Annotated in this window: 18 protein-coding genes and 1 tRNA gene; 8 read left to right on the forward strand and 11 right to left on the reverse strand. The window is 70.7% G+C overall.

The window, feature by feature from the left end; translation table 11 throughout:
• Positions 1 to 9 precede the first annotated feature (9 nt).
• Positions 10 to 327, forward strand: a complete 318-nt coding sequence (locus OL358_RS01035; RefSeq protein ID WP_264708076.1) for an FmdB family zinc ribbon protein — start codon at positions 10 to 12, stop codon at positions 325 to 327.
• Positions 328 to 360: 33 nt separating this feature from the next.
• Complete coding sequence (gene mscL, locus OL358_RS01040; protein ID WP_264708077.1) at positions 361 to 774, forward strand: large conductance mechanosensitive channel protein MscL; 414 nt, start codon at positions 361 to 363, stop codon at positions 772 to 774.
• Between the two features lie 12 nt (positions 775 to 786).
• Here the strand turns inward: mscL and OL358_RS01045 are convergent, their stop codons facing one another.
• Positions 787 to 984, reverse strand: coding sequence for a hypothetical protein (locus OL358_RS01045; RefSeq protein WP_264708078.1), 198 nt, complete (start codon positions 982 to 984; stop codon positions 787 to 789).
• Positions 971 to 4,684, reverse strand: a complete 3,714-nt coding sequence (locus OL358_RS01050; protein WP_264708080.1) for an AAA family ATPase — start codon at positions 4,682 to 4,684, stop codon at positions 971 to 973. The genes OL358_RS01045 and OL358_RS01050 overlap by 14 nt, the downstream gene beginning before the upstream one ends.
• A 197-nt stretch (positions 4,685 to 4,881) precedes the next feature.
• Here OL358_RS01050 and OL358_RS01055 point away from each other — a divergent pair, with 197 nt between their 5' ends.
• From OL358_RS01055 to OL358_RS01065, 3 genes are all read left to right on the forward strand, one after another.
• Positions 4,882 to 5,430 (forward strand): methylated-DNA--[protein]-cysteine S-methyltransferase, encoded by a 549-nt coding sequence (locus tag OL358_RS01055; protein WP_264708081.1) that lies wholly within the window; start codon positions 4,882 to 4,884, stop codon positions 5,428 to 5,430.
• Positions 5,431 to 5,558: 128 nt separating this feature from the next.
• On the forward strand, positions 5,559 to 6,455 hold the full coding sequence (locus OL358_RS01060) for a helix-turn-helix transcriptional regulator (RefSeq protein WP_264708082.1): 897 nt from the start codon (positions 5,559 to 5,561) through the stop codon (positions 6,453 to 6,455).
• 183 nt (positions 6,456 to 6,638) lie between these two features.
• Positions 6,639 to 6,992, forward strand: a complete 354-nt coding sequence (locus OL358_RS01065) for a histone-like nucleoid-structuring protein Lsr2 (protein WP_264708083.1) — start codon at positions 6,639 to 6,641, stop codon at positions 6,990 to 6,992.
• Positions 6,993 to 7,013: 21 nt separating this feature from the next.
• Here OL358_RS01065 and pntB read toward each other — a convergent pair whose 3' ends face one another.
• Together pntB and OL358_RS01075 are read right to left on the reverse strand one after the other, a co-directional pair.
• A complete protein-coding gene (pntB, locus tag OL358_RS01070) occupies positions 7,014 to 8,438 on the reverse strand; it encodes a Re/Si-specific NAD(P)(+) transhydrogenase subunit beta (RefSeq protein WP_264708084.1) in 1,425 nt (474 codons plus the stop codon).
• Entirely contained in the window at positions 8,435 to 9,982 is a 1,548-nt protein-coding gene (locus OL358_RS01075) for a Re/Si-specific NAD(P)(+) transhydrogenase subunit alpha (protein ID WP_264708085.1), read from the reverse strand. The genes pntB and OL358_RS01075 overlap by 4 nt, the downstream gene beginning before the upstream one ends.
• A 251-nt stretch (positions 9,983 to 10,233) precedes the next feature.
• Here OL358_RS01075 and OL358_RS01080 point away from each other — a divergent pair, with 251 nt between their 5' ends.
• A complete protein-coding gene (locus OL358_RS01080; RefSeq protein ID WP_264708086.1) occupies positions 10,234 to 10,515 on the forward strand; it encodes a Fe-S cluster assembly protein HesB in 282 nt (93 codons plus the stop codon).
• A 62-nt stretch (positions 10,516 to 10,577) separates the two neighbouring features.
• On the opposite strand, the gene OL358_RS01085 is transcribed toward OL358_RS01080, so the two are convergent.
• Positions 10,578 to 11,387 carry an endo alpha-1,4 polygalactosaminidase gene (locus tag OL358_RS01085; protein ID WP_264708087.1) on the reverse strand — a complete coding sequence of 270 codons (810 nt, stop codon included), beginning with the start codon at positions 11,385 to 11,387 and terminating at the stop codon, positions 10,578 to 10,580.
• 56 nt (positions 11,388 to 11,443) lie between these two features.
• On the opposite strand from OL358_RS01085, the gene OL358_RS01090 reads away from it, so the two are divergent.
• Positions 11,444 to 11,515: transfer RNA gene (locus OL358_RS01090), tRNA-Arg, on the forward strand.
• Positions 11,516 to 11,541: 26 nt separating this feature from the next.
• Here the strand turns inward: OL358_RS01090 and OL358_RS01095 are convergent.
• The 5 genes from OL358_RS01095 to OL358_RS01115 form a co-directional block, all read right to left on the reverse strand.
• On the reverse strand, positions 11,542 to 12,210 hold the full coding sequence (locus tag OL358_RS01095; protein WP_264708089.1) for a VOC family protein: 669 nt from the start codon (positions 12,208 to 12,210) through the stop codon (positions 11,542 to 11,544).
• Positions 12,211 to 12,296: 86 nt separating this feature from the next.
• A complete protein-coding gene (locus OL358_RS01100; RefSeq protein ID WP_264708090.1) occupies positions 12,297 to 13,610 on the reverse strand; it encodes a sensor domain-containing diguanylate cyclase in 1,314 nt (437 codons plus the stop codon).
• Between the two features lie 80 nt (positions 13,611 to 13,690).
• Complete coding sequence (locus OL358_RS01105; RefSeq protein WP_264708091.1) at positions 13,691 to 15,043, reverse strand: D-alanyl-D-alanine carboxypeptidase family protein; 1,353 nt, start codon at positions 15,041 to 15,043, stop codon at positions 13,691 to 13,693.
• Positions 15,044 to 15,144: 101 nt separating this feature from the next.
• Positions 15,145 to 15,570, reverse strand: coding sequence for a DUF6855 family protein (locus OL358_RS01110; protein ID WP_264708092.1), 426 nt, complete (start codon positions 15,568 to 15,570; stop codon positions 15,145 to 15,147).
• Positions 15,571 to 15,630: 60 nt separating this feature from the next.
• Positions 15,631 to 17,160, reverse strand: a complete 1,530-nt coding sequence (locus OL358_RS01115) for a serine/threonine-protein kinase (protein ID WP_264708093.1) — start codon at positions 17,158 to 17,160, stop codon at positions 15,631 to 15,633.
• Between the two features lie 368 nt (positions 17,161 to 17,528).
• Between OL358_RS01115 and OL358_RS01120 the strand changes: the two genes are divergently transcribed.
• Positions 17,529 to 18,527 (forward strand): magnesium and cobalt transport protein CorA, encoded by a 999-nt coding sequence (locus tag OL358_RS01120; protein WP_264708095.1) that lies wholly within the window; start codon positions 17,529 to 17,531, stop codon positions 18,525 to 18,527.
• A 35-nt stretch (positions 18,528 to 18,562) separates the two neighbouring features.
• Here the strand turns inward: OL358_RS01120 and efeB are convergent, their stop codons facing one another.
• Complete coding sequence (gene efeB, locus OL358_RS01125) at positions 18,563 to 19,855, reverse strand: iron uptake transporter deferrochelatase/peroxidase subunit (RefSeq protein WP_264708096.1); 1,293 nt, start codon at positions 19,853 to 19,855, stop codon at positions 18,563 to 18,565.

Here is a 19,855-nt window from a genome sequence, read left to right on the forward strand (position 1 = left end):
GAGAGATCCATGCCCACCTACGCCTACGCCTGCAAGCAGTGCGGCCATCGCTTCGACGCCGTCCAGTCCTTCGCCGACCCCACCCTCACCGAGTGCCCCGAGTGCGGCGGACCCCTGCGCAAGGAGTACGGCTCGATCGGCGTGACATTCAACGGCTCGGGCTTCTATCGCACCGACTCGCGCGCCTCGGGAGCGAAGGGCGGGTCGGATGCCTCGGCCGGCGGCTCCTCGTCGGCGGGCGGGTCGTCGTCGAGTGGCGGGTCCTCCTCGACTTCGGCATCATCGAAGGCCGAGGCGAAGTCCTCCCCCGCCTCGACCGGAACCTGATCGGCGGAAGCCGATGACAGTGAGGAGAGTCACATGATCAAAGGCTTCAAGGAGTTCATCCTCCGCGGCAACGTCATCGACCTGGCGGTCGCGGTCGTCATCGGCGCCGCGTTCACGCTGATCGTGAACGCGATCGTCAAGGGCATCATCGATCCCCTGATCGCGCTCATCTTCAACGCGAGCAGCCTCGACAAGGTCGGCTGGACGGTCGAGAACTACAACGGCGACGAGGTGTTCTTCGGCTTCGGCATGATCCTCGGCGCGGTGATCAACTTCCTCGCCGTCGCCGTCGTCGTGTACTTCGTGTTCGTCTACCCGATGAACCGCTTCAAGGAGCGGGCGGCCGCCAGGCGCGGCATCGTCGAGGAAGAGGCATCCGACCTCCCCACCGAGCAGGAGCTGCTGGTGCAGATCCGCGACCTGCTCTCCACGACGCCCCGGGCCTGACCCCGATTCGGCTCAGTAGTGCGGCGGGACGTCTCTCCGGAGACGGTCGTCGTTCGGGCCCGACGCGGCGCCGGATGCCGCGTCCGCGGCGACGTCCGCGTTCGTGTCGTCTCCCGGCACGGGCTCGGCGCTCGTCCCGGGGGCAGGAGTGAGCCTCACGCGGCGTGAGCCGGGCACGCGTTCGATGCGCTGGCGGTCAGTCGAAGACATCGAGCGGCTGCGTGTCGGACTCGACGCGCGGCGCGTCGGGCGGCAGGCCGAGCATCGTGGCGATGCGCTGTGCGACGCCCGCGGGGTCGCTGTACAGGTCGAACGAGTGCACGCGCACGTAGTGCCAGCCGAGTCGGCGCAGGATCTGGGGGCGCAGCCGCAGGGACTCCCGCAGCGATTCGCCGATCGTCTCGGGGTCGCTCTCGACGACCACCGCCTTGCCGTCGTATTGCGCGACGAGCGGGAGCAGTCCGCGGTAGTGCACGTCGACCGAGAGGCCGAGGCGGCGCAGTTCCCGGGCGAGACCGAGCGTCAGCGGGTCGGCGAGGTCTTCGAGGCGGGCCTCGCGCGATCGCGCGGCGATGCCGCCGAGGATCGACATGAGCGTCGCGGCGCCGTGCTCGAGACGCCCGTCGTCGAACGCCGAGGGCCGGATCGACGAGACGATCACCATCGACCGCCGGGCGCGCGTCATGCCGACCGTGAGCAGCCGCTCACCGTCGGGTGTCGACAGGTCGCCGAAGTCGCTGAGCACGCGTCCGTGCTTGGTGAGCCCGAATCCGAGCGAGAAGATCACGCGGTCGCGGCTCTCGGCGACGGACTCCTCGAGACTCAGCACCGCGAACGGCTCGGCCGTGTCGCGTGAGACGAAGTCCGCGACATCCGATCGTCCGGCGAACGCGGCCTCGACCGACGCGCGGATGCGCTCGGCGTGACGCGTGCTCGCGGTCACGACCATGAGCGACTCGGAGCCGCGATTGACGGCGTGCTCGACGACGAGCGTCACGACGCGGCGCACTTCGGCGTCAGGGCTCTCGACCGCGCCGGTGACGGGGTCGGGGGCACCCGTGCCGCCTTCGACGTAGTCCACGCCCAGGCTGCCGCGGCCGAGGTACGAACCCGCCCACGGCAGCGACACGAGCTCGCCGCCGTAGAACGCGTCGTTCACGAGCTCTGCCAGGTCTTCGCCGCCCGCGCGATAGCTGCGGGTCAGCGTCTCGACCGGAAGCAGCTCGGCCAGCCGCTCGAACACGCTCACCGCGTCGAACGGCGTGTCGAACTCGGATGCCTCGGCCTGCGCGTCGGCGGGCACACCGGCGGCCACGCGGAACGGCGTCGGCTTCTGCGTCACGGGGTCGCCGAACAGGACGACCTGACGCGCACGGCGCAGCGCGGGCGTCGCCTCCGCGAGGCACAGGGCTGCGGCATCCGCGATCACGACCACGTCGAACGCGTCGGACGGGAGCAGCGGAACGTCGTAGGGCGACGCGAGCCACACCGGCGCGAGCGTGCGCGAGAGCGTCGGAGCGACCTCGGCGAGGCGTGCCGGGGTGACGTCGCCGTTCTTCAGCGCGAGCTTGAGCGCGGCGGCCTCGTCGGCCTCGTCGACGATGCCGATGCGCCACTGGGTGGCGAGCTGCGCGGCGAGAAGGGGTCCGGATGCCGCGGCATGCGCTTCGTCGACGAGCCGGAAGTCGCGTTCCAGGCGGTCGACCACGGCCGTGTTCGCGCCGAGGACGGCCCGGTCGCTGCGCAGCAGCTGCTCCAGCGCCGACTGCCACCACGCGAACTCGAGTTCGTCGGCCACCTGGCTCTCGGGCACGTGCCGCACCGACAGCTCGGTGAGCAGCGGCTCGAGGCCGAGCGCGGCGAGCTCGGTGCGCAGCGTCGCGCGCTCCTTGAGGTTGTCGAAGACGTCGGAGTCCGCGGCGAGCCCGGCGAGCGTGCGCACGAGCTGCTTCACGGGCAGGGTGGAGAGCCGGTCGGGGTCGGTGCGGCCCAGGATCGCGTCGAGCTCACCGAGTTCGGCCTCGACGCGCGACCAGGCCACGTGCACGTCCGACAGGCCGATCGGCACTTCGGGCGTGACGCCGGGCTCGACGAAGCGCTGCCACTCGGTGCGCTGCTGCTGAATGCGCACGAGCGCCTCGTACATGTCGGGCACGTGCACCCCCGGGCGCACGTACTCGCGCGACAGGCGCCGCAGGCGACGACGGTTCGGCCCGCTCATCGACGGGGCGTCGCGACGCGGTCCGTGCGCCTGGATCAACTCGCCCAGCGGCCGCTCGAAGACGGTGAGGCTGAACTTGTCGAGCGAGTCGCGGATGCCTGCGAGCACACGCAGGTAGACGCCGAGCTCGGAGATCGTCTGGAACGGCCGCATGCGCGTCTGCGCGATGAGCGCGTATCCCCGCTCGAGCAGGCTCGGCAGATCGCTGCGCTGCAGCTTGCCCGCGAGCGCGTGCGCGGCGCGGGCCTCTTCGGTCGTGGCGAACGAGACGCCGTACCACGGCGAGTCGTCGGGCCCGAAGCGGAACTCCCCCAGGCGCGCGGCCGCCGCGAGCTTGCCCGCCGCCTCGGCGCGCGTGTGCGCCAGCCGCTCGAGCGTGCCGTGGCCGAATCGTGCGGCGGTGGACGGCGGCGTCTCGCGACCGGAGAGCGTCGACAGCGCGCGCAGGATCTCGAGCACCGACACGTCGAGGGACGGATGCTGCGCGGTGACCGCTCCGCGGTAGTCGCGCAGCACGCCGCGAAGCCGCACGAGGGCGTCGTCGATGTCGGCCACCTTGGGCTTCTCGGCCTTCTCGTTGCGGCCGATCGCGCGGATCAGGTCGGCCCGGAGGCGACGGGGCGAGACCGCGAGACCGGGCAGTCCGATGCCCGCGAGACGATGACGGATGCCGTCGATGGTCGAGCTGCGGGCGCTCACCACGAGCACGCGCTTGCCGTCGCGCACGAGCGCTCCGACGGCGTTGATCACCGTCTGGGTGCCGCCGGTGCCGGGGAGCGTGTGCACGGCGATCGACTGGCCGGCGGTGATGCGGGCGAGCACGCGCTCCTGCTCGGAGTCCGCGTCGAGGAGCAGCGTGTCGGCGGCCGGCGGTCGCTCGTCGGGGCTCGCAGGCTCGACGGCGTCGCGCCGCATGGTCAGCGACTCGCGATCGGCCGGGTGCCCGGCGAGCGCGTTGAGCACGGGATGGTCGAGGTCGGCGGCGTCGCGCGCCATGCCGCCCGCGACATCGGCGAAGCTCGACACGAGAAGCCGCGGCTTGACCGTGTACGAGTCGATCCACGATGTGAGGGCACGCAGGTGGTCGATCACGGGCTGCGGCTTGAACAGGCCGTCCTCGTGCGCCAGGGCGGCGAGCCCGGCGCCGTCGAGCTCGATCGAGAAGTGGGCGAGCATCGCGCGCACCAGCTCGGGGTTGACGATGAACGTGCCGTGGAGCTTGAGCTCGAAATCGGAGTGGTGGCGGCGGATCGCGAGCGGTCGCAGCAGGATCGGCGCGGAGCACTCGAGGCCGCCGATGCGCCATTCGGCGAGGCCGACGGCGAGGTGCACGGATTCGAGCCCGCGCGTGGTTCGCAGTTCGACGTTCTTGGCGGTGATCCGCTCGGCGGCGAGTCGCGCGTTCCGCAGTGCGACCTCGTCGCGGAACAGGTTCGACAGCAGCGTCGAGCGTCCGGTGATGAACTGGGGAAGGCTTCCCGGGTGCGCCTTCGTGATCTCGATCGACGAGTCCAGGGCGTCGGTGAAGTGCAGGAGCGTCGAACGTCCGCCGAGCTCGGCGGACTCCCGCCGCAGGCGCTCGCGCTCGGGGTCGGCGATGTGCGCCACGGTCACGTCAGGATCGGCGAGGCCCAGATCTCCGGGCGTCACCGCGTTGCCGTGCACAGCGTTCTCTGCGTCGCCGGCCACGACGCTGCCTTCTGCTCGCCACACATCAGCCACACTAAGCGCGCTTCTGCCGGGCCACTTGCAGCGGAGCCGAGTTTCGCGGTATTGGAACACGCCGAGTGACCAGCCGTTCCTCCCCAGGTCTCTCGAGCGTTCCTGATCGCACAGCCCGCACCCGCTCGGGACGTGCTGCCACCCGGGCGCGCCAGGATGGTCGCATGACCTCGCCGACCTCCCCGCGGTTCCTCGTCCACCCCTCACCCGTCGGCGACGTGATCATCGTCACGACCGACGAAGGCGTCGTCACGCTCCACCCGTTCGACGGTCCGCTCGGAGCCGAGCTCGAGCGTGTGGCGCTCGCGTTGCGAGAACTCCCGGTTCCGGTGGAGTCGGATGCCGCGCCCGGCGACGCGGCGACCGTCGTCGCACGCGTCGCCGCCGAGCAGCTCGACGAGTACTTCGACGGTGAGCGTCGCATCTTCGACCTTCCGCTGGACTGGCGCCTCGTGCGCGGCTTCACGCGCGCGGCGCTCGAGGCCGTCTGCGACATCCCGTACGGCGAGACGGCCGGGTACGGCGAGGTCGCGATCAGCGCTGGGAGCCCGAGGGCAGCGCGAGCCGTCGGCACGGCGTGCGCGACGACCCCGTTCTCGATCGTCGTGCCGGTGCACCGCGTGGTGAGAGCCGACGGCTCGCTCGGCGAGTACGGCGGGCGCCCCGACGTGAAGCAGTACCTCATCGATCTCGAACGCGCCGCGGGCGTGTAGGCCGCCCGTGCGCCGCACGGCCCCGGGGGTTGAGAGCGCCCGGGGCCGTGCATCTTCGGAGGAGCCCGGCTGGTAATCTCGTCGCTACCAACACGGCGAGGACGCCGTCCCCCGGAAGCAGGTAGTGCGTGGGCGCGCAGACCGGAACGCAGCGACCGACCGGCGCTCAGCCGGCCGACATTCAGAGCGACGCGCAGGTTCTCGCCGGCGCGGTCGCCGACCTCGTGCGCCGCACCCGCTTCCCCGTCGCGTTCGGCGGGTTCGAGCACGACGGCGCGATCCACATCACGTCGGTCGTCGGCGCGCGCACGCGCAGTCTCGACGGACTCGTCGTGCAGGCCTCGCGCGGGCTGGGCGGGCGGGCATTCGTCGAGAAGCGCCCGCGCCTCGCGCTGGACTACCGGTCGTCGCGCAGCATCACCCACGACTACGACCGCGCCGTGCTCGGCGAGGGCATCGCGACGCTGTTCGCCGTCCCGTTCATCGTCGGCGGCAACGCCCGCGGCGTGATCTACTGCGGGTCCTGGGCCGAGTCCCCCGTGGGCGACATGGTTGCGCGCCCGGCTTTCGCGGTCGCCGACGAACTCTCGTCCGAGCTGCGCATCCGCGAAGAGGTGCGGCGGCGACTGGCCTTCTCGTCGCCAGTGCCGGCGGTCGAGGCATCCGCCCTCGCCCCTGCGGCGCGGGAGGAGCTGCGCGAGACCTACGCCGAGCTGCGGAGCATCGCCGCCGTCGTCGAGGATGCCGGTGTGCGCGAGCGCCTCGAAGCGGTCGAGCGGCGGCTCGCCGCGCTGTCGCAGTCCGAGAGCGAGCCTCCGGTCGGCCTCGACGTGCGCCTCTCACCGCGCGAGACCGATGTGCTCGCATGCGCTGCGCTCGGATCGACCAATTCCGAGATCGCCGCCGCATTGTCGCTGCGCGAAGGAACGGTCAAGTCGTATCTGCAATCTGCGATGGCGAAATTGGATGCCTCCACCCGCCACGCTGCCGTCGCCCGCGCGCGGCGCGCCGGCATCCTGCCCTGAACCTCGCGCCCGCCGGGCGAGCAGCCGATCTCGGAGGATTCACCGAATCCCGGAGGTATTCAGGGAGATCCTCCGAATTGCCGGCGATTCCCCGAGATTCGACGCCGCCGAGTTATCCGTGCGCAATGTCACGGCCGAGAGAATTGCGGCGCAGGTGCGACAATTCGGCGTAATGTGCTTTTCATGGCCCGCAGAATCGTGCATCAGCTCGTCGACGACCTCGACGGCACCGTCCTCGAAGTCGGCGAAGGCGAGACCGTCCTCTTCTCGCTCGACGGCGTCGCGTATGAGATCGACCTCACCAGCGAGAACGCCGCACACCTGCGCGACTCGCTCGCGTCGTACATCGACGCCGCTCGCAGCGTCTCCTCTCGCGGCGCCGGCGGCGCCTCGTCCGGCGGTGCGCGCAAGCGCCGTCGCACCGGACAGCAGGACTACTCGGCCGTGCGGGCATGGGCCAAGGCGAACGGTCACCAGGTATCGGAGCGCGGGCGGGTTCCGGCATCCGTTCTCGACGCCTACGAGGCGGCGCAGTAGCACACGCCGCCTCACGGCCCGTCAGCTCTGCGGAACCTGCGCGAGCTGCATGAGGATTTCGTCGACCTTGTCTTTCGCGTCGCCGAACAGCATTTGCGCATTGTCGCGGTAGAACAGCGGATTCTGCACGCCCGCATATCCGGATGCCATCGAGCGCTTGAACACGATCACGTTCTGCGCCTCCCACACACGCAGCACCGGCATTCCGGCGATGGGGCTCGACGGGTCTTCGGCCGCGGCGGGATTGACGGTGTCGTTCGCGCCGATCACGAGCACGACGTCGGTGGATGACAGGTCGTCGTTGATCTCGTCCATCTCGAGCACGATGTCGTACGGCACCTTCGCCTCGGCCAGCAGCACGTTCATGTGCCCGGGCAGGCGTCCGGCGACCGGATGGATGCCGAACCTCACCTCGATGCCGCGCTCGCGGAGCTTCTGCACGAGGTCGGCGACACCGTGCTGCGCCTGCGCGACGGCCATGCCGTAGCCGGGGGTGATGACGACGCTGGAGGCCCCGGCGAGCATGTCGGCCGCGCTCTCGGCGTCGATCTCGCGGTGCTCGCCGTACTCGGCCTCGGCCCCGCGGGGCGCCTCGATCCCGAACCCGCCCGCGATCACCGAGAGGAAGGACCGGTTCATCGCCTTGCACATGATGTAGCTGAGGTAGGCACCGGACGATCCGACGAGGGCGCCCGTGACGATGAGCAGGTCGTTGTTCAGCAGGAAGCCCGCGGCCGCGGCCGCCCAGCCGGAGTAGCTGTTGAGCATCGAGACGACGACCGGCATGTCGCCCCCGCCGATCGAGGCGACCAGGTGCCACCCGAGGGCGAGCGCGAGGAGAGTGACCGCGACGAGCAGCCACAGTTCGGGAGTGATCACGTACCAGACGGTCAGGATCACGAACAGGACGAGCGCGCCCAGGTTGAGGACGTTCTTGCCCGGCAGCATGAGCGGCTTCGACGAGATGCGCGCGGAGAGCTTGAGGAATGCGACGATCGAGCCGGTGAACGTCACCCCGCCGATGAACACGCCGATGAAGACCTCGGCGTGATGGATGTCGGCGAGTGCCCCCTCGAGGCCCGTGTCGTAGAGCGCGCCGTTCCAGCCGACGAGTACGGCCGCGAGCCCCACGAAGGAGTGGAGCAGGGCGATGAGTTCCGGCATCCCGGTCATCTCCACGATGCGCGCGCGCCACAGTCCGATCGCGCCGCCCACGAGCACCGCGGCGACGAGCAGGATCAGGCCGGTCATGGCCTGCGGGTCGCCCCAGCCGCTCGCGGCCACCACCCACACGGTGGCGACGAGCGCGATCGCCATGCCGGCGATGCCGAAGCCCACGCCGCGTCGGCTGGTCTCGTGCTTGCTCAGCCCGGCGAGGCTGAGGATGAACAGCAGCGCCGCGACGATGTAGGCGGCGCCGGCGACCTGGCCCGCGTCGACGGTCATCGGCTCTCACCCTTCTGGAACATGGCGAGCATTCGCCGGGTGACGGCGAAGCCACCGAAGATGTTGATGCTCGCCAGCAGCACCGCGATCGCCGCGAGGATCTGGACCGTGAGGTCGGGGGCGGTGATCTGCACCATGGCGCCGACGACGATGATGCCCGAGATCGCGTTGGTCACGCTCATGAGGGGCGTGTGCAGGGCGTGAGCGACGTGGCCGATGACGTAGAAGCCGACCACGATCGCCAGAGTGAGCACCAGGAAGTGCTGTGGCAGGGGCGGTGGCGCGAAGGCGCAGATCGCGAACAGCGCCGCGATTCCCGCGATGACCAATCCGGTCTTCGCGCCGCGCGACATCGCCTTCTTCGGTTCGACCGGTGCGGCTGCGGCGGCCGGCTTCGCCGCCGGCGCAGCCGACACCTGCACGGGCGGAGGCGGCCAGGTGACGGCGCCGTCCTGGACGACGGTGACGGTGCGCTGCACCACGTCGTCGAAGTCGAGGGTGAGCGCGCCGTCCTTGGCGGGGGTGAGGAGCTTGAGCAGGTTCACGAGGTTGGTCGCGAAGAGCTGCGACGCCTGCTGCGGCAGGCGCCCGGGCAGGTCGGTGTAGCCGAGGATGACGACGCCGTTCTCGGTGACCGTGCGCTCGCCCGCGACCGAGCCCTCGACGTTGCCGCCCTGGGCCGCGGCCATGTCGACGACGACGCTCCCGGGTCGCATCGTGGCGACGTCCGCCGCCGTGATCAGGCGGGGAGCCGGACGCCCGGGTACCAGCGCCGTCGTGATGATGATGTCGACGTCGGCGGCCTGCTCCGAGTAGATCTCTGCCGCACGCGTGTTGTAGGCATCGCTGGTCGCCTTGGCGTATCCGTCGGCCGAGACCTGCTTCGCCTCTTCAGGAACGACGACCTCGAGATACTGGCCGCCGATGGACGCGACCTGATCGGCGACCTCGGGCCGCGGGTCGGTGGCGCGGACGATCGCGCCGAGGCTCGACGCGGCGCCGATCGCCGCGAGACCCGCGACGCCCGCTCCGGCGACGAGCACCTTCGCCGGCGGCACCTTCCCGGCCGCCGTCACCTGGCCCGTGAAGAACCGGCCGAACTCGTGCGCCGCCTCGATCACCGCGCGATAGCCCGAGATGTTCGCCATCGAGCTGAGCACGTCCATCGACTGCGCGCGCGAGATGCGCGGCACGGCATCCAGCGCGATCGCCGTGATTCCGCGGGTCGCGAGCGCCTCGACGAGGTCGGGCCGCAGTGACGGGCTGAGCGTCGCCACGATCGTCGCGCCGTCGGCGAGTCGGTCGATCTCGCCCTGGCTGGGCGCGTTCACCTTGAGGATGACCGGCGCTGCCCACGCCGCGGCCGTGTCGACGACGGATGCTCCGGCCGCGGCGTACGCGGCGTCGGGGAACGACGACGCCGCCCCGGCGCCGGACTCGACCACGACCTCATAGCCGAGCGCGATGATCTTGGGGACGGTGGTGGGCGTCGCGGCCACCCGGTTCTCTCCGGGCGCCTCGGCGACGATGCCGATGCGGGTCATGCGTTCCTCGGGCTCTGGTGCGGTCGAACGCCTCCACCCTGGCAGAGGGCGGGGACGTTCAGCCTCGCATTTCCCGCGACACGGCGGCAAGAACTCCCGATCTTGTGGATCGCGGATGTTTAGTGCGCGTGAGGAGGAGTCGCGGCATCCGGAACGTGGGAATCCCCTCCGAATGAACCTGTGCGCTTGAGATCACCCCGCGATCTCGGAATCGTGGCCGGTCCGCAGTCCGCTACGGAAGGAAGAACATCATGCTCACGATGACCCAGACCGCCGCCGAGGCCGTCAAGCAGATCGTCGCACGGGTTCCGCAGGCCGAAGACGGAGGCGTGCGCATCCGCGACACGGGGACCGACACGGGCTTCGAGCTCAGTGTCACGCCCGATCCGCAGCCGCACGACACGGTCGTGGTCACCGACGGCGCGCGCGTGTTCCTCGACGAACGCGCCGCGAGCGCTCTCGACGACCGCGTGCTCGACGCCGAACTCGCCGCCGACGGTGCGGTGCGGTTCGCGCTCGGCACCCAGAGCTGACCGCTCGGTGACGCGGCCCCGGCGCATCGGCGTCGGGGCCGCTGTCTTGCGCGGTGGGTCGCTCAGTCGTCGCGGCAGAGTGCGAAGACGTACGCGGGATCGCCGGGTGCGGTGAGGTCGCGGTCTCGCAGCACGGCGGCGTCCGGCATCCGCTCGTCTTCGCACGCCGCGCGGAACGTCGCCTCGTCGTACTCGATGGCGATGACATGGTCGCCGTAGACGTCTTCATAGGCGTCGCAGTCGTCGAACTGCGCGCATTCCTCGGTGACGGCGAAGTCGAATCCGGATGCCGCGCGCAGCGCCGCGGCGACTTCGGCGGCGTTCTTCTGCCCGGCCGCGAGACCTGCGTCGTGGGCGACATCGACGAGGGCGGTGGCGAGGGCGGCGTTGTGCTCGAACGTGAGCGCGCCGTCGCTGCGGGCGTAGGTGTCGAGGTTGTCGAATTCGACGCCCAGGTACCCGGCGTCCGCGCACTCGCGGATCCACGGCTCGACGATCTCGACGATGGCCGCACGGTGGGCCTCGGTCGAGGTGTCGAGCAGGGCCTCGTCGGGCCAGTCCGGGTCGAACACGGTGTTGTCGTCCGCATCCTTGAGGAGGAGTTCGCCGGGCCACGCATCGAGCTCGCCCGGCTGCGTCTGGAACCCGTTCACGTAGCAGATCGAGTACAGGCCCTCGGCAGGCGCCGCGGTGCGGTCGCGCACGACGATCCCGACCTGGGGCTCGGGCGGGTACGCCTCGCCGAGCTGGTAGTCCGGCGCGGCATCCTCAGGCGGCAGCGTCACCGCCGGATCGCCCTGCGCGCACGCGGTGACACTCGCGATGATCACTGCCGCGGCGAAGACGGATGCCGCGCCCCTCCCGATGCCCATGGCGCGACGCTATCTCACGGAGGCGGCGTCGGCGCGAGGGTAGACTTTCGACGCCAGCCTCTGTAGCTCAGTGGAAGAGCCACTCCGTCCTAAGGAGAGGGTCGGGGGTTCGAATCCCTCCAGGGGCACCGATACTCACCCCGAGTCCGCGCCGTCAGCCGCCGGCGGTGCTGGATGCCGGCCGGGCCCCGTCCGGCCACGCGACGAGGCAGACCTTGTTGCCGGATCGATCCGCGAGGACCCACTGGGCGGGCGCTCCGGAGTCATCGACGATCCGCCCGCCGGCAGCCAGCGCCTCGGCCAGTCGCGTCTCGATCTGCGCGCCCGAGAGGGAGACGTCGAGGTGCATGGCGTGACGCAACGGCTTGGACGGGTCGAGATCCTGCATCCACACCGTCGAGCCCTGGCCCAGCGGATCGAGGCCGTTGTCGTCGTGCAGCGGCGCGTATCCGAGCACGGCCCGCCAGAACGGCAGGTCGATCGCGTCCGGCTTCGCCGCGACCGCCACCTGCACCTCCTGCACGGCGCTCGGGTCGGACACGGCTGCGTGCTCTCGCGCCACGGCCGAGATCGCGCGCGCCACCTCGAGATGCTCCCGCTCGGTCCCCCACATCTCACGCGTCAGCTTGACGGTGAGACGATCGGATGCCGCGGTCAGAATCGTTCGCGGCGTGAGGCCGGAAACGCCCGACACCGCCACCGCCAGCCGGGCCGCATCCTGGAGAGAGGCGGTGCGGAACACCGCCGTCGGCCCTCCGTGCAGCACCACCCAGTCATCGACGCCTTCGCCCGAGACGAACTCCCGCCACCCGTCTTCACTCATGGCGCCCACCCTACGCACCCGCGCGCGCACACCGAAGAGCGAGCACCGGACGGCTGCTCACGATGGACGCCGCGCGCGGCCCCGCCTCACGCGTCGGCGACGACGACCCGGTCGCCGCCTGCGGACTTCGCCCGGTACATCGCGAGGTCGGCTCGCCGGATCAGCTGCTCGGCCAGCAGTCTCGACCCTTCCGGCGCGACGGCGACCCCGATGCTCGCACGCAGCGGCGGCACCGAGGTCTCGACCGGATCCCCGCGCAGCACGTCGAGAATGCGCCCGGCGATCTCCATCGCGACGGCCTGATCAGCCACCTCGCAGGCCAGCACGAACTCGTCGCCGCCGTACCGTGCCACGAGGTCGCCGGCGCGGACGGCGCTGAGGATCCGCAGGCCGGCGTCGCGCAGCATCCGGTCTCCCGCTTGGTGACCGAGGCGATCGTTGACGGCCTTGAAGCCGTCGAGATCGATGAAGATCGCGGCGCACGGGGACGTGCCGATGATGCCGCCGAGCTCGGCCTCGAGCAGTCGGCGGTTCGGCAGCCCGGTGACCTCGTCGTGCATCGCCGCGTGAGCCAGCCGCGACTGCAGCCGCAGCGTCGCGAGAGCCTGCGCGGCCTGGTTGGCGAGCGCCTCGGCCAGTGGCGCGGCCTCGTCGTCGAACGTGCGGTCGTGGTGGAACCAGCTCACGAAGGCTCCGAAGTCGATCTCCTCGTGGTGCAGCGGCGCTGCGACCAGCGCGTGCACCCCGGCCCGCTGCATCGCGGCGCCGAGTCCGGGGACGAGGGCCTCGCCCTCGGCCTCCCCCACGACCTTCCGCACCTGATGCGGAGCGTTGACCAGGGCGATCAGCGACTCGGGGTCGATCGTGCCGTTGAGCGGATTCCGACCCGCGACCACCGCGCTCGTCCCGTCGGGCTGGTGCAGGTAGACCGTGGACTCCTCGGCGCGATAGGCGCGCGCGGTCGTGTCGGCGAGGATCTCGGCCAGGCGCGTCTCGGTCGTCGCCGACGACAGTGCGATCGCCGAGTCCATCACGAGCTGAAGACGCGTGCGCGTGCGGTCGGCGAGCGCGTAGCGGCGACGCAGATCCGCCAGGGCCTGCCACCTCGTCGACGCCTCCGACACCACCAGCACCTCGTGGTCCACCTCGCGCTGGCGAGTGACCATGACGGCCCGGTCGAGGGTCGCGGCATCCAGCATCATCCACGGACCGCCGCCCGACTCCGCCGGCAGCAGGTCGTCCTCGGGGTGGACGAGCAAATCGTCGATCGAGCGTCCGACCAGGTCGTCTGCCGTCGTGCCGACCCACTCGGCGAACCAGTCGTTCGCCTCTCTGATGACGCCTCGCCGGTCGACGTGCACCACGCCGACTCGAAGCGCGGCTGCGCCGCCGTCGTCCACCGATTCCCTCTTCCACCGGCCCGCATGACCGGTGAAGGAACGATATCCGCAGGTGGACGGGAGACGTCAGGCGCTGTCCACTAACCGCCGAGTTCAGCCGGGTGCGTCAATCGCCACCACGCGTCCGGCGGACGGATGCTGCCTTCGACCACGACCGGCGCCGTCACGGTGTTCGGGCCGGCCGACCAGGTGATCGTGCCGACCTCCTCCCCATCGATGTACCCCTTCGGGGTCTTCAGGTCGAGTTCGACCTCGATGGGGGTGTCGGACCACGTGAAGATCGCGGCATCCTCCCCGACGACCAGCTTCGCGCTCGAACCCCACGGCGTCGTGAGTGCGCCGATCTCGTCGCCCTGCGCGGCGAGCGGCACCCCGTTGTGGAACCCGGCGCGAAGGCTGTCGAGCAGCAGGAGCGCGGACTGGTTCGTCCATTCCCGCGACGGGCCGCCGAGGATCACGCCGATCACGGTGAGGGGCTGGTCGAGGCCGACTTCGACCAGCGCGGAGTACAGGAGGTTGTATGTGCCGGGGCCGAGGTTGCCGGTCTTGAGACCGGTGATGCCGCCGCTCCCGAGCACCGCGTTGGTGTTGTAGACCGCTCCGGCGCCAGGGATCGACACCGACTCCTTCGACACGATGCTCGCCACGGCGGGCTGGGCCGCGGCCAGCTTGCCGATCGCGATGAGGTCGCTCGGGGTGCTGAGGTTGCCCGGATCGTTTCCCGTCGGCTCGACGATCGTGGTCCCGGCGAGCCCGTGCTTCTCGAGCCACGACTGCGCCGCGCTGCGGAAGCCCCACGTCGAGCCGAACGCCCACGTCGAGACCGCCTCGGCATAGTTGCTCGCCGACGGCACCAGCATTGCGGAGATCGCATCGTGCAACGACATCCGCGTTCCCGTCGGCATCGCCGCGATCGTCGAACCCATCACGTAGTACTTGTCGTACAGATCGTGATCGCGCTTGCCGAACGTGATCATGGGTCCGGGATCGTCGGCGGCCGCGAGAGGGTGCGCGTCGAGCACGACGAGCGCGGTGATCAGCTTCGTGAGGCTCGCGAGAGGTCGCGGGTCGTTCGATCCGCTGCTCAGCCAGATGCCCTCCGCTTCGGCGCCGAGGTACTCGGCGCCGCCGGCGACGCTGAGCGCTGCGGCACCGGTCTCGGGGACCGCGAAGTCCACCGCCCCGGGCGACGGCACCGGGGGTGGATCGGATGCCGCGGCCGGCGGATCCACCGGTGCAGTGAGCGCCCACCCCGAGTAGCCGCCGATCGCGGCGAGAACGACGGCGACGACGATCGCGGTGACGATCCAGCCTCGCCGGCGACGCCGGTGCCGGGCTGCGAGGTCGACGGGCGCGCGCTCCGCGCTCTCCGCGCTCATGAGTTCATCGAGGTCGGCGAACTCGTCGGGGCCGCGCTGATCCGTCGTCGTCACGGGCGGCACCGCCGCGAAGAGCCACGCATGGGACTCAGCGTCTCATGACTGACCCTGCCGCGTGCACCCCGTTCTGGGATCGTGGAGAGCGCCGCGCCGTCTCAGCCGCGCTGGTCGATCGCGCGCACCCGGTTGTTCCGGGGATTGTGCTCCAGCTCGACGAGACCGAGCGCCTCCAGCAACGGCGGCACGTACATGCCGAACCGGCCGCGGTAGCCCTTGCGCTGCCCGTACCACCCGCCCACCGGGTTCTCGGGTGAGCGGCCCCACGCCTCGACGGTGCCGGGCGCGGCATCCTTCTGCTCGTCGGCGGCGCCGAGCGGCATCCAGTCGCCGTGGGCGAGGAGCATCTCGTGGAGATCGTCGACCGCACGCGCGAGATACGTGAGCTTCGTGCTGCCGACCTGGCACACCAGCAGCGGTGGATCGACGTCTTCATCGCGATAGATGGTGAAACCCGACGACAACGGCGCCGTCTTGAGATTCCACGGATCGTTCTTCGTGCCCGCACCGGACCATTCGGCCATGACCGTTCCTCCCCAGCGACGTGTCGTCACGCCCATCCTGCCGCGGTGGTGGTGCCGGCGCTACCGGTCGCGCGAGGCCTTCTTCGTCGCCTTCTTCGTCGCGTTCTCGGCCTCGCGATCAGCCTTCGCCTGCGAGCGCTCGGCTGCGGCCTGCGCCTTCGCACGCTCGCGCTGCTGCGCCTGTTCCTGCTTCTGCTGCTCTCGAGCCTGCTTCTCGGCCACTTTCTCGGCATCGGGTTCCGTCGCGACATCGGAGGTCGAACTGGCCGGGACGACCTCGCCGCCGCCGGACGCGCCGACGTCGGCGGGAACGATCGGATCGGGGCCCCCGTCATCGGGAACGATCGCGACGACCGACGGCTCCTGGGGGTACCCCGCCGTCGCCCACAGACCGGCGGGGATGGCCAGCGCCGCGATGATGACGGCGGTGCCGACGAGCACCGCGGTGCGCCGCATCCGGCCCTTGCGGGTGCGGGCCCGACGCAGCTGCGCCCGCTCCCCGGAACCGACCATCGGGGATGCGTGCGCGGCACGGCGTCGAGCGGCCGCGACCGGCGCAGGCAGAGCGGCCGCGACCGGCGCGGTCAGCGGGGCCGCGACCGGCGCAGGCAGCGGGGCAGACAGAATCTGCGCCGCGTCCAGAGGCTGCGTCGGCACCGGCGGCAGATCAGGGCGAGCGGGGGCTGCGACCTTCGCGCCCGGCGCCGGGACGTCGAGCGGCCCCGCACCCGCCACGGGCGCGTGGCGGGCTGTCTTGCGCAGCTCGGTCGTGATCGCGACCACTTCGCGCGCGCTCGGGCGCTCTGCGGGGACGGATGAGACCATGCGACTCAGCAGCGCGCTCCACTCCGGGCGGACGCTCGCGGCGATGGCCGGCGGCTCGACCAGACGCGCCATGACGGCGCCGATCCCGGACGCATGAGGGTAGGCGCGTTCCCCGGTGAACGCTTCGAGCAGCACCAGACCGAGCGCGTAGATGTCGGCGGGTGGGGCCGCAGCATCCCCCCTCACCTGCTCGGGCGCGAGATACGCGGCCGTGCCGACCACCATGCCGGGGGTGGTGAGCCGTGTGCTGTCGATGAGGAACGCGACACCGAAGTCGGCGAGCTTCGCGTGGAACGGCACACGCGGCGACGCCGCCGGGGCGAGCAGGATGTTCGCGGGCGTCAGGTCGCGGTGCACGATACCGGCGGCATGGACGGCGTGGAGGCCCGATGCCAGGTCGACCGCCAGCGACGCGACCTCGACCTCTGTCAGCGGTCCTCCCTGCAACCGGCGAGCGAGCGACGGGCCGTCGACGAACTCCATGACGAGGTACGACGAGGCGGCGTCGTCGATGCGCGCGTCGAGCAGAGTCACCAGCGACGGATGCTGCACCGCGGCCAGCAGCGCCACCTCGTTGCGCACGCGGTCCGGCGAGTTCGAGACGCTGCGGTCCGCAGCGACGATCTTGACGGCGACGGTACGGCCGAGCACGACGTCCTCCGCACGGTGCACCTGGCCCATGCCGCCTCTGCCGATGCACTCGCCGAGGCGATATCTGCCACCCAGCAGCGGAGCCGACGGTGACTCCTGCCACGCTCGATCCACGGTTCGCCCTCTCCCCCGCACGGAGCGGACTGCATTCGCCGCGCCTCAAGCGAAGCTACCGGCGACCGGCTTCTCCGCCCGAGGCTTGACAATCGCCCGAACAGTGCGCTCACCCACGGGCGCACCGAATCCCGGACGCTGGGGACGCCCGAGATCCGGCTACCGACAGCTGCGCTCGCACCTCCAAGGCTCACGAACGCCGCCCGGTATCGCAGAGGAGGGTGGGGACCCGTCCTCCGCCGCAGGTGCTGGGGACACCCGCAGTCTCGACGCTATCGGTTCGGACTTGCGGATGCCGGGAGGCGCGGCACCGGCCTGTCCCCCGCGCGCGTCGGCTCTCTGCCACCGGCATCCCTCACAATGGGCCCATGCCGATCATCGACAACGCCGTGTACGTGGCGGGCCGCCGCATCGAAAACCCCTCGAGCCTCGAGGACACGTTCGAGTACATGCGCGCCCGGAACGGCATGGCGTGGATCGGGATGTTCCGCCCGACGCCCGAGGAGATCCAGCAGGTCGCGAGCGAATTCTCGCTGCACCCGCTCGCCGTCGAGGACGCCCTGACCGGGCACCAGCGCTCGAAGCTGGAGCGCTACGGCGACATCCTGTTCACCGTGCTGCGGCCGGCGCTCTACATCGACGAGTCGGAGACCGTGGAGTTCGGCGAGCTCCACGTCTTCGTCGGGCCGGATTTCGTCGTCACGATCCGACACGCCGAGTCTCCCGATCTCGCGCGTGTGCGTCGCCGACTCGAGAACCAGCCCGAACTGCTCGCGCAGGGGCCCGAGGCGGTGCTCTACGCCATCCTGGACGAGGTGGTGGACGAATACGCGCCGGTCGTGGACGGCGTCGAGAACGACATCGACGAGATCGAGGACGCCCTCTTCGGCGGCGGCGACCCCGGGCTCTCGCAGCGCATCTACGAGCTGTCGCGCGAGGTGATCGCGTTCCAGCGCGCGACGCAGCCGCTGGCGGAGATGCTCGACAGCCTGCAGCGCGGCGCCGACAAATACCGCGTCGACATCGAGCTGCAGCGGGCGCTGCGGGACGTCCACGACCACGCGCTCAAGACGATCGACCGGCTCGCGGGCTTCCGTGTGATCCTCGAGAACGCGCTGACCGTCAACGCCACGCTCGTCGCACAGCGCCAGACCGACACGGCGCTCCTGCAGGGCGAGCAGGTGAAGAAGATCTCGGGATGGGCGGCCATCCTCTTCGGTCCGACGCTCGTCGGCACCGTCTACGGCATGAACTTCGTCTACATGCCCGAGCTCGAGTGGGTCTTCGGCTACCCGATGGCCCTCGCGCTCATGGCCGCGACGAGCGCTGCGCTGTACGTGACCTTCAAACGCCGCCACTGGCTCTGACGCCGACGGACCCGACCGGCCCGACGCGATCCGGTTCAGCCGAACAGGCCCGCACCGACGTACGAGCCGGGGTCGACGCCGGGAGGCACCGCCCAGATCCCCGAGCCGACGTGCCGGATGTACTCGTTCATCACATCGGTGGACAGCGACCGCTGCAGCCGCACGAACTGGTCGGGGTCGCGCTGGAAGGAGAGGAAGAACAGCCCGGCGTCGAGGCGCCCGAGGTCGTTGTTGCCGTCGACGAAGTTGTAGCCGCGACGCAGTATCCGGGTGCCGCCGTTGAGCTCGGGATGTGCCAGCCGCACGTGACTCGTCTCGGGCACGGCCTTGGCTCCGGATGCGTCGACCGCGGCGAAATCGGGCTCGGTGAACTCGTCGCCGCCCGACAGCGGTGCACCCGCGCCCTTGTCGCGTCCGATGATCGTCTGCTGCTCGCTCAGGGGCACGCGGTCCCACGTCTCGATGAGCATCGCGATCTTGCGGGCCACGAGGTACGAGCCGCCCGCCATCCACGAAGGATCGTCGGATGCCGCGACCCACACGTGCTCGTCCAGACCCTCCCGGTCGTTCGCGAGGATGTTCGCGGTGCCGTCCTTGAACCCGAACAGATTGCGCGGCGTCGCCTGCGCCGCCGTGGTGCGGGACGTGCGGCCGAAGCCGAGCTGCGACCAGCGGAGGCGGGCGCGGCCGAACGCGATGCGACTGAGGTTGCGGATCGCATGCACCGCCACCTGCGGGTCGTCGGCGCACGCCTGCACGCACAGATCCCCACCCGAGGCGTCGGGGTCGAGATCGTCGCCCAGGAACGCGGGCAGCCGCTCGAGCCCGGCAGGACGCGAGGCGGCGATCCCGTACCGGTCCTCGCCGTCGAGCTCGAACAGCGTCGGCCCGAAGCCGAACGTGATGGTCAGGCCGCTGGCCGCAAGACCCAGCGCCTCACCGGTGTCGTCGGGCGGCGCCTGCAGCGACCCGCCGACGGCCCCGGTCGCGCTGACCTCGAGGCCCTGGCTCATGCGTGCGGCGGCATACGTCCAGTCCTGCAGCAGTGACACGAGGTCGTCGCGGTCGGTGCGGGGCATCATGTCGAACGATGCGAAGTGCAGGTGGTCCTGCACGGGGGTCGTGACGCCGGCCTGGTGGACGCCGTAGAAGTCGTAGGCGGATGCCGCGGCATCCGCTTCTCTCGCCCGTCCGACAGCGACGCCGGCCGACGCGCCCGCCCCCGCGCCGATCGCGAGACCGGCCGCTCCCGCCCCGATGGCGAGCCCGAGCAGGCCTCGGCGGGACACGCCCGCCGAGGTCTCCTCGTGATTCGCCTGCTCGGTCAC

Source organism: Microbacterium sp. SSM24 (assembly GCF_025989145.1).
Lineage (GTDB): Bacteria > Actinomycetota > Actinomycetes > Actinomycetales > Microbacteriaceae > Microbacterium.

What these genes read in the sequence shown, in the direction of transcription:
- OL358_RS01035 (WP_264708076.1), top strand. Translation starts at nt 10, where the DNA reads ATGCCCACCTACGCCTACGCCTGCAAGCAGTGCGGCCATCGCTTCGAC.
- OL358_RS01065 (WP_264708083.1), top strand. Translation starts at nt 6,639, where the DNA reads ATGGCCCGCAGAATCGTGCATCAGCTCGTCGACGACCTCGACGGCACC.
- OL358_RS01045 (WP_264708078.1), bottom strand. Translation starts at nt 984, where the DNA reads ATGTCTTCGACTGACCGCCAGCGCATCGAACGCGTGCCCGGCTCACGC.
- pntB (WP_264708084.1), bottom strand. Translation starts at nt 8,438, where the DNA reads ATGACCGTCGACGCGGGCCAGGTCGCCGGCGCCGCCTACATCGTCGCG.
- OL358_RS01095 (WP_264708089.1), bottom strand. Translation starts at nt 12,210, where the DNA reads ATGAGTGAAGACGGGTGGCGGGAGTTCGTCTCGGGCGAAGGCGTCGAT.
- OL358_RS01055 (WP_264708081.1), top strand. Translation starts at nt 4,882, where the DNA reads ATGACCTCGCCGACCTCCCCGCGGTTCCTCGTCCACCCCTCACCCGTC.
- OL358_RS01110 (WP_264708092.1), bottom strand. Translation starts at nt 15,570, where the DNA reads ATGGCCGAATGGTCCGGTGCGGGCACGAAGAACGATCCGTGGAATCTC.
- OL358_RS01075 (WP_264708085.1), bottom strand. Translation starts at nt 9,982, where the DNA reads ATGACCCGCATCGGCATCGTCGCCGAGGCGCCCGGAGAGAACCGGGTG.
- OL358_RS01120 (WP_264708095.1), top strand. Translation starts at nt 17,529, where the DNA reads ATGCCGATCATCGACAACGCCGTGTACGTGGCGGGCCGCCGCATCGAA.
- mscL (WP_264708077.1), top strand. Translation starts at nt 361, where the DNA reads ATGATCAAAGGCTTCAAGGAGTTCATCCTCCGCGGCAACGTCATCGAC.
- OL358_RS01085 (WP_264708087.1), bottom strand. Translation starts at nt 11,387, where the DNA reads ATGGGCATCGGGAGGGGCGCGGCATCCGTCTTCGCCGCGGCAGTGATC.
- OL358_RS01080 (WP_264708086.1), top strand. Translation starts at nt 10,234, where the DNA reads ATGCTCACGATGACCCAGACCGCCGCCGAGGCCGTCAAGCAGATCGTC.